Origin of the sequence: Mycobacterium gordonae (assembly GCF_001417955.2) — a bacterium.
Taxonomy (GTDB): Bacteria; Actinomycetota; Actinomycetes; order Mycobacteriales; family Mycobacteriaceae; genus Mycobacterium; species Mycobacterium gordonae_B.
In genome coordinates this window covers 1-6596 of the sequence record NZ_LKTM01000076.1, presented here as the reverse complement: position 1 = coordinate 6596, position 6596 = coordinate 1, and the positions used below count along the sequence as shown (strand labels likewise).

Below are 6596 nucleotides of genomic sequence, written 5' to 3'. Positions count from 1 at the left end.
ACGGTCACAACCGATTCCTGAGCACATGTCGGCGACGCTGGGCAGCACAGACGTTGAGTTCAGAGAATACGGGTTCGCCCCGGATTTCTGTCACGCCAGCGACCCGCAGTCCAAGGGGATCGTGGAGAACCTGTGCGGCTACGCCCAGGACGATCTGGCCGTACCGCTGTTGACCGAGGCCGCCGTCACCGGGCAACCGATTACTCTGCGCGATGCCAACGCCGCAGCCAAAGTGTGGTGCGCGGAAGTCAACGCCGCGACCCATTCAGAGATCTGCGCCATCCCCGACGAACGCCTGATCGTCGAACGTGAACTGCTGCAACCGCTCCCGTCCCTTCGGTTGCAGATCGGGGCACCCTCGGTGCTGCGCAAAGTCGACCGACTGTCCTGTATCCGGTACGGGTCGGCCCGCTACTCGGTGCCGATGCGGTTGATCGGCACCACGGTGACCGTGGTCGTCGACCACGGCGCGATCGTCTTGCTCGACCCCGCGACCGGGGTGGTCGTGGCCGAACACCAACTCGTCGCCCCCGGTGGTGTCTCGATCCTCGACGACCACTACGACGGACCCCGGCCGGCACCCAGCCGCGGGCCACGCCCGAAGACCACGGTGGAAAAGCAGTTCTGCGATCTCGGTGAGGATGCGCAGGCGTTTCTGGTCGGTGCGGCGGCCATCGGCAACACCCGCCTGGCCTCGGAGTTGGAGATCCTGCTCGCCCTGGGCGCTGCCCACGGCCGCGACGCCCTGGTCGGTGCGCTGCACCGGGCGGTGGCGTTTCGCCGGTTCCGGGCCGCCGACGTGCGTTCCATTCTGGCCGCCGGCACCGGCACACCCCAGCCCCGCCCGGCCGGCGACGCGCTGATCCTGGACTTGCCGGTGGCCCCGACCCGTTCCCTAGACGCCTACAAGATCACCCCGGTCACCTCCGACGGCGAGGTGATCTCATGACCACGCCGCCACCGGTGACCGCCACCGAACCCGTTGCACCACCATCGGTTCCGCCGCTGGCCGCCGATCTGGACGCCGGGCTGCGGCGGTTGAAGCTGGCCGCGGTGCGGCGCACTGCACCCGAAGTCCTGATCACCGCCAAGACCCAACGCTGGACCCCCGAGGAAGTGCTGCGGACCCTGGTCGAGACCGAACTGGCCGCACGGGATGCCTCCAACGTCGTCAACCGCCTCAAAGCCGCGGCGTTCCCCGTCCCCAAGACGTTGGACAGCTTCGACGTGGCCGCGTCCTCGATCCAGCCGAAAGTGTTCGACTACCTGTCGAGTCTGGAATGGGTTCGAGCGCAACACAACCTGGCGATCATCGGCCCAGCCGGCACCGGTAAGTCTCACACCCTGATCGGGCTGGGGACCGCCGCGATCCACGCCGGGCACAAAGTCCGCTACTTCACCGCCGCCGACCTCATCGAAACCCTCTACCGCGGCCTGGCCGACAACACCGTCGGCAAGATCATCGAATCGCTGCTGCGAGTCGACCTGATCATCCTCGACGAACTCGGATTCGCGCCCCTAGACGACACCGGCACCCAGTTGTTGTTCCGCCTGGTCGCCGGCGCCTACGAACGACGATCACTGGCCATCGGCTCGCACTGGCCCTTCGAGCAATGGGGTCGGTTCCTACCCGAGCAGACCACCGCCGTCAGCATCCTCGACCGCCTGCTGCACCACGCCACCGTCGTCATCACCGACGGCGACTCCTACCGCATGAAAGACGCCAAACACCGGAAGGAGCGGCCCACACCAACCTAGGAACTACCGCACGGGGTGGATACTTTCAACTGGCCACCAGCGGATACTCCAACTTGGCCATTGACAGGACTTTGGCGGCAAGGACGATGCCCATTCCCGGCAGTTCGGTGAGCGTAGTTCCGGTGGCGTTCAAAGCATCACGCATCTGCGTTTCGCTGCCTTTGATCAACCGGTCGAAGCGCCGCAGGTCGGCGACAAGGTCACGGACGAGGTCGCGCCGACAGCAGTCGGTCGCGGTCATCGGCCTGATCCACTTGAGAATGTCGGCGGCCTTGTCAGTAGATAGCGCGGTGGGCGCTCCTCCGGGGACCAGGTCGCGCAGCAGGACGTGGAGCCGATTGAGCAGGCGGGTGCGCTCGCTGACCAGGTCATCGCGACGTTCGGTAAGCAGCCGCAAGATGGTGGTCTGGTCTTCAGAGCAGACGCGGCGCAAATCCGGGCGGAACAACGCGACATGGGCGACGTGCAGCGCGTCGGCAGCGTCGGTCTTGCGGTTGCCGCCGGTGGCAAGCATCCGGGCTCGCGCCGACAACGTGGAGGGAACATCGACGACGTGCTCGCCGGCCGCAGCGAGCTGCTGGGCGATACCGCGGCCCAACCCGGCGGCGCCCTCTACGGCGAACCTTCTCTGCGGCCAGTGCTGGCACCAGGAAATCAACTGCCGGAAAGTCCCGGCGTTGACCGGGAGGCGGCGTTGAGCAATCTTTTTGCCCGAGCTGTCGATTGCGACTGCGGTATGGGTGGACTTGTGCGGATCAATACCGATCAGAATCACGGGTTAGCGGCCTTGCGCTCGTTGGGATGGGACGTGCGCGGTGGGCACCCTGACTTCAAGTCGATCTACTTGCATGCCTCTGTCGAGCCACACCGCACGGGTGCCAGACGGCGGCGGCACGCTATCAATGAGCCAGCCCTCAGGCGGCAAGGAGCAGTGCGAGCCAACGCCGTCCGGCACCCTCGGACACTGCGAAAAACAAAGATCTTCGCGGTATCCGGTTGTCATTCAACAAGTCAGGAGCGTGCTCGCCCGCGGCCCATCACTGGCTGTCCACCCCTTTCCGCACGGCCCGACTTACGGAAAGGGGCTACCGCGCACATGGCCGGCAGCAAACGACTCGTTAGCGGCGGCGTGGACACACACTGCGCCACCCATCACGCCGCGGTCATCGATCGCAACGGGCGGCTGATCGCTGATGCCGAATTCTCCGCCACACCAGCAGGTTACGCATCGATGCTCACATGGATGCGGTCGAAGGGGAAACTCGGCCAGGTCGGTGTCGAAGGAACCGGCGCCTACGGGGCCGGGCTTGCCCGCTACCTGCACCAGCAGTCCATCGAGGTACTCGAAGTTCCCCGACCTGACCGACGACTCCGCCGCCAACGCGGTAAGAGCGATCCGATCGACGCCGAAGCAGCAGCAAGAACCGTACTGGCAGGCAAAGCGAGCGGAGCGCCGAAGCTCGCCGACGGCCCCATCGAAGCCATCCGGATGTTGCGCGTCGCCCGCAACGGCGCCGTCAAAGCCCGCACCGCCGCCCTCAACACCCTGCGCTCGATAGTCATCACCGCACCCGAACCCCTGCGCACCCAGCTACGTTCTCTGTCCTCGGCGCAGCTCGTCACCGCCTGCGCACGTCTGCGACCCGACCCGACCAACCTCCTCGACCCCGCCCAGTCGGCCAAACAAGCCCTACGCTCGATCGCCCAAAGGGCTCAGCATCTCGACACCGAAACACGTTCCCTACGAAAGCAACTGGACGAACTCACCCAGACCGCCGCACCGGCCACCACCGCCATATTCGGGCTCGGCCCAGAGACCGTGTCGGCACTGCTGGTCACCATCGGCGACAACCCAGACAGGCTGCGCAGCGAAGCCGCATTTGCCCACCTCTGCGGCGTCGCCCCAATCCCAGCGTCCTCAGGCAAAACCCACCGCCACCGGCTACACCGCGGCGGCGACCGCGCCAGCAACAGCGCGCTGCACATCGCCACCGTCGTGCGACTGCGCTACGACCCCCGCAGCCGCGCCTACGCCGACCGCCGCACCACCGAAGGTCTGTCCATGCCCGAAATCATCCGCTGCCAAAAGCGCTACCTGGCCCGCGAGATCTTCCACGCACTCCGCGCCGACTACGCCCAACTCAGCACTTGACATCTATAGGAGCGTCATCATCGATCAGTTGACCCAGTTTGGACAGTTTGGTCTCATCCCGGGAGCGCTGAATAACGGCAGCCTCATCGGAATACAGCAGATGAATACGTTTGGGAGCGGTGCGTCGGGTCTGTTCTCCTGGACATCGCTGGGGGGCAACGGTTCCGTGGCTGACGGCGCCGAGACTTTGGGCGCCGGAGGGCTCGCTTCGGGCGGGCTGGGCGGACTTTCTCCGGCCGCCGGTGCGGCGGGGCCGGTCGGCGCATCCGGCGCCGGTGGGGCGCCATTGCTCGCGGGTGTTGCGAGCCAAGCATCGTCGGTCGGCGGGTTGGCTGCGCCCGCCAGTTGGGCCGCTGAAACCGCACCAGCGGGAGGCGCGGCCCCCGGCGGCGGGGCAGGCGCGGCTTCGGCCAGCGCCGCGCCAGGGGCTGCAGCGGTGACAACTTTGCCAGCCGGCATGTGCCGTCGGTGGCAAGGGCAGGGACGTCCGGCGGCTTGGGTGCGCCGCGCTATGGCGTTAAGCCCACCGTGATGCCCAAGCCGGCAGCCGTTTAGGGCGCCTGGCGGGCGACGCCGGCACTGAACGGAACGCAATCGTTCAATGAGCAAGAGTTAGGTGAAAGAAATGCTTGTCGATTTCGGAGCGCTACCCCCGGAGGTCAACTCAACATGGATGTATACCGGCCCGGGCCCCGGGCCGATGATGGCCGCTGCGGCGGCTTGGAACAACCTGGCCGCCGAGTTGACTACCACAGCCTCCGCCTACGAGTCGGTGATCTCTGAGCTGACGGGCGGGCCGTGGGTGGGCCCGTCGTCGGCAGTCATGGCCGCCGCGACCGAGCCCTACATCGGGTGGATGAACATCACCGCCGCGGCAGTTGAACACGCAGCCAGTCAGGCCATGGCATCCGCGGCTGCCTACGAGGCAGCGTTTGCGATGACGGTGCCCCCGGCCCAGATAGCGGCCAACCGGGCTCAGCTGGCAGCCCTTGTCGCCACGAATTTCCTGGGGGTGAACACGCCGGCGATCATGGCGACCGAGGCCTCCTACGCCCAGATGTGGGTCCAAGATGCCGTCGCCATGTACGGCTACCAGGTATCCTCGGCAAGCGCCGCAACGTTGAACCCGCTGACCTCGCCGACACAGACCACCAACCCGGTCGGGCCGGGCGCCCAAGCCGCAGCAGTCAGCCAAGCCGCGGTGCAACCGGTGGCGTCTCCCCTGGCGGGCTCTGCCGAGTCTTCTTCTGCGGGACTCGTTTCCAGCACCAACGGTTTCTTGAACGACCTTGTTGGCTCGGGATCGAACATTGGTATCTGGAACGACGCCTATAGCATCACCGGCCTGATAGGAGGCGTCGGTTCTTCGGGCATGTTCCAAGCGGTTGCCGGTGGGGTCAGTCATGGTGTGTCGCAGAGCGCTTCGGCCGCTGCCGGTGCTGTCGTTCCGCCGAGTTTCGGAACGATTCTGGCGGGCACGGCGGGGCCGGCAGCCGCAGTTTCCGGCGGGTCGCCGGTATCTGTGGTTATGGGCTCGGCGTCCTCGGTCGGGAAATTGTCCGTGCCGACAGCGTGGACGACGGTCACCTCGGCTGCGCCTGGTGGCGCCACCCTGGTCGGCTCGGGATGGACGGCCCCCGTGGAAGGGGGCACGGCGACGACGGTCGCAGCCGGTATGCCGGCCTTGGCCGCGGCCGATCGCGCAGGCTATGGCGTCGCGCCACGCTATGGTGTCAAGCCCAGGGTGATGCCCACGCAGTTGCTGGGCTAAAGAACTGCGAGTGAGTCTTATTCAGCGAGTGTCGCCGCCGAGTGCGGCCTCGCACTGGCCCGGCCGAGAAACGCGCTTGTGCCCAAGCATTCATAGTGGCGGCGCCCCGCGAGGCCGAGTACCCTCGAGGGGTATGGGGGCAGTGCGGATGCGAACGGACGCGGGTCGCGTCGGCGTCTTTGGGCGGCCTCGGTGGCGGGCTGCCGCCGGTGTGGCGGTCGTGGCGGTCGGCGTCGCGATGTGGGTGCTTGTCTTCGGTGGGCACTCCGTGTTGCGGTCGCAGGTTCCTGCCTCCCACCCGCCGCATGCTCTGGTTGCCTCGTTCGGCAGTCAATTTGCCGTCAACGTCGACCATCCGCATGTGTCGAAGGGGTCGCCGACGGTAGATCACCACGAAGCGTTTGCGGTTGGCGTGCTGCCTAACTCGCCGGGCGCTGCCATTGCCGCTTTGGGTGTTGTCGTGGCGGCGGCTGCCGGTGCGAGTCCGGGGTGGCAGCAGAACATACTGGCGGGGCGGGGCCCGCCGCGCGGGCTTCGCGCTGTTTTGACCGGTCAAGATCTCTTGATTCGGTTGCGCCTAATTCGTCGCTGATTGGTCAGCGCCAGGCCGTTTGTGCATGTCACGACGGCCGGTGGCCGCTGCCCCTTGCCAATGGCCGCGTCTGTGGCCTGTTGCCAGAAAGCGACGATCAGATGGACAACAACTTCTCCCGCTCACCATTGAAATCTTTGGAATCTCGCCTTTCGTGCACTCCACGGTCAACGGCGTTGGCGAAACGCCAGAGCAGCCCCGTACAGTGCCAGCCCGCCGCCGAAAGTCACCGCCAGCCCGCCGGGTTGGTGGGCAATACTCCGGTGTTGCGGATCTCGGAGCCGTTGACTCCGGCCGATCGGGGGTTCTGGGCCAAGCTCGAG

General features: G+C 66.4%; 5 protein-coding genes. 4 read left to right on the top strand and 1 reads right to left on the bottom strand.

The features are described from left to right. Both AO501_RS09125 and istB read left to right on the top strand, forming a co-directional pair. On the top strand, positions 1 to 949 hold a 949-nt coding region (locus tag AO501_RS09125; protein WP_419775669.1), incomplete at its 5' end, for a Mu transposase domain-containing protein. Then, a complete protein-coding gene (gene istB, locus AO501_RS09120) occupies positions 946 to 1758 on the top strand; it encodes an IS21-like element helper ATPase IstB (protein WP_055577415.1) in 813 nt (270 codons plus the stop codon). The genes AO501_RS09125 and istB, both read left to right, overlap by 4 nt. A 25-nt stretch (positions 1759 to 1783) precedes the next feature. On the opposite strand, the gene AO501_RS09115 is transcribed toward istB, so the two are convergent. Next, complete coding sequence (locus tag AO501_RS09115; protein WP_197419806.1) at positions 1784 to 2533, bottom strand: IS110 family transposase; 750 nt, start codon at positions 2531 to 2533, stop codon at positions 1784 to 1786. A gap of 321 nt (positions 2534 to 2854) precedes the next feature. Here AO501_RS09115 and AO501_RS09110 point away from each other — a divergent pair, with 321 nt between their 5' ends. Further along, positions 2855 to 3910 carry an IS110 family transposase gene (locus AO501_RS09110; protein WP_055577414.1) on the top strand — a complete coding sequence of 352 codons (1056 nt, stop codon included), beginning with the start codon at positions 2855 to 2857 and terminating at the stop codon, positions 3908 to 3910. 625 nt (positions 3911 to 4535) lie between these two features. Further along, a complete protein-coding gene (locus tag AO501_RS09105; protein WP_055577413.1) occupies positions 4536 to 5681 on the top strand; it encodes a PPE family protein in 1146 nt (381 codons plus the stop codon). Positions 5682 to 6596: the final 915 nt, after the last annotated feature.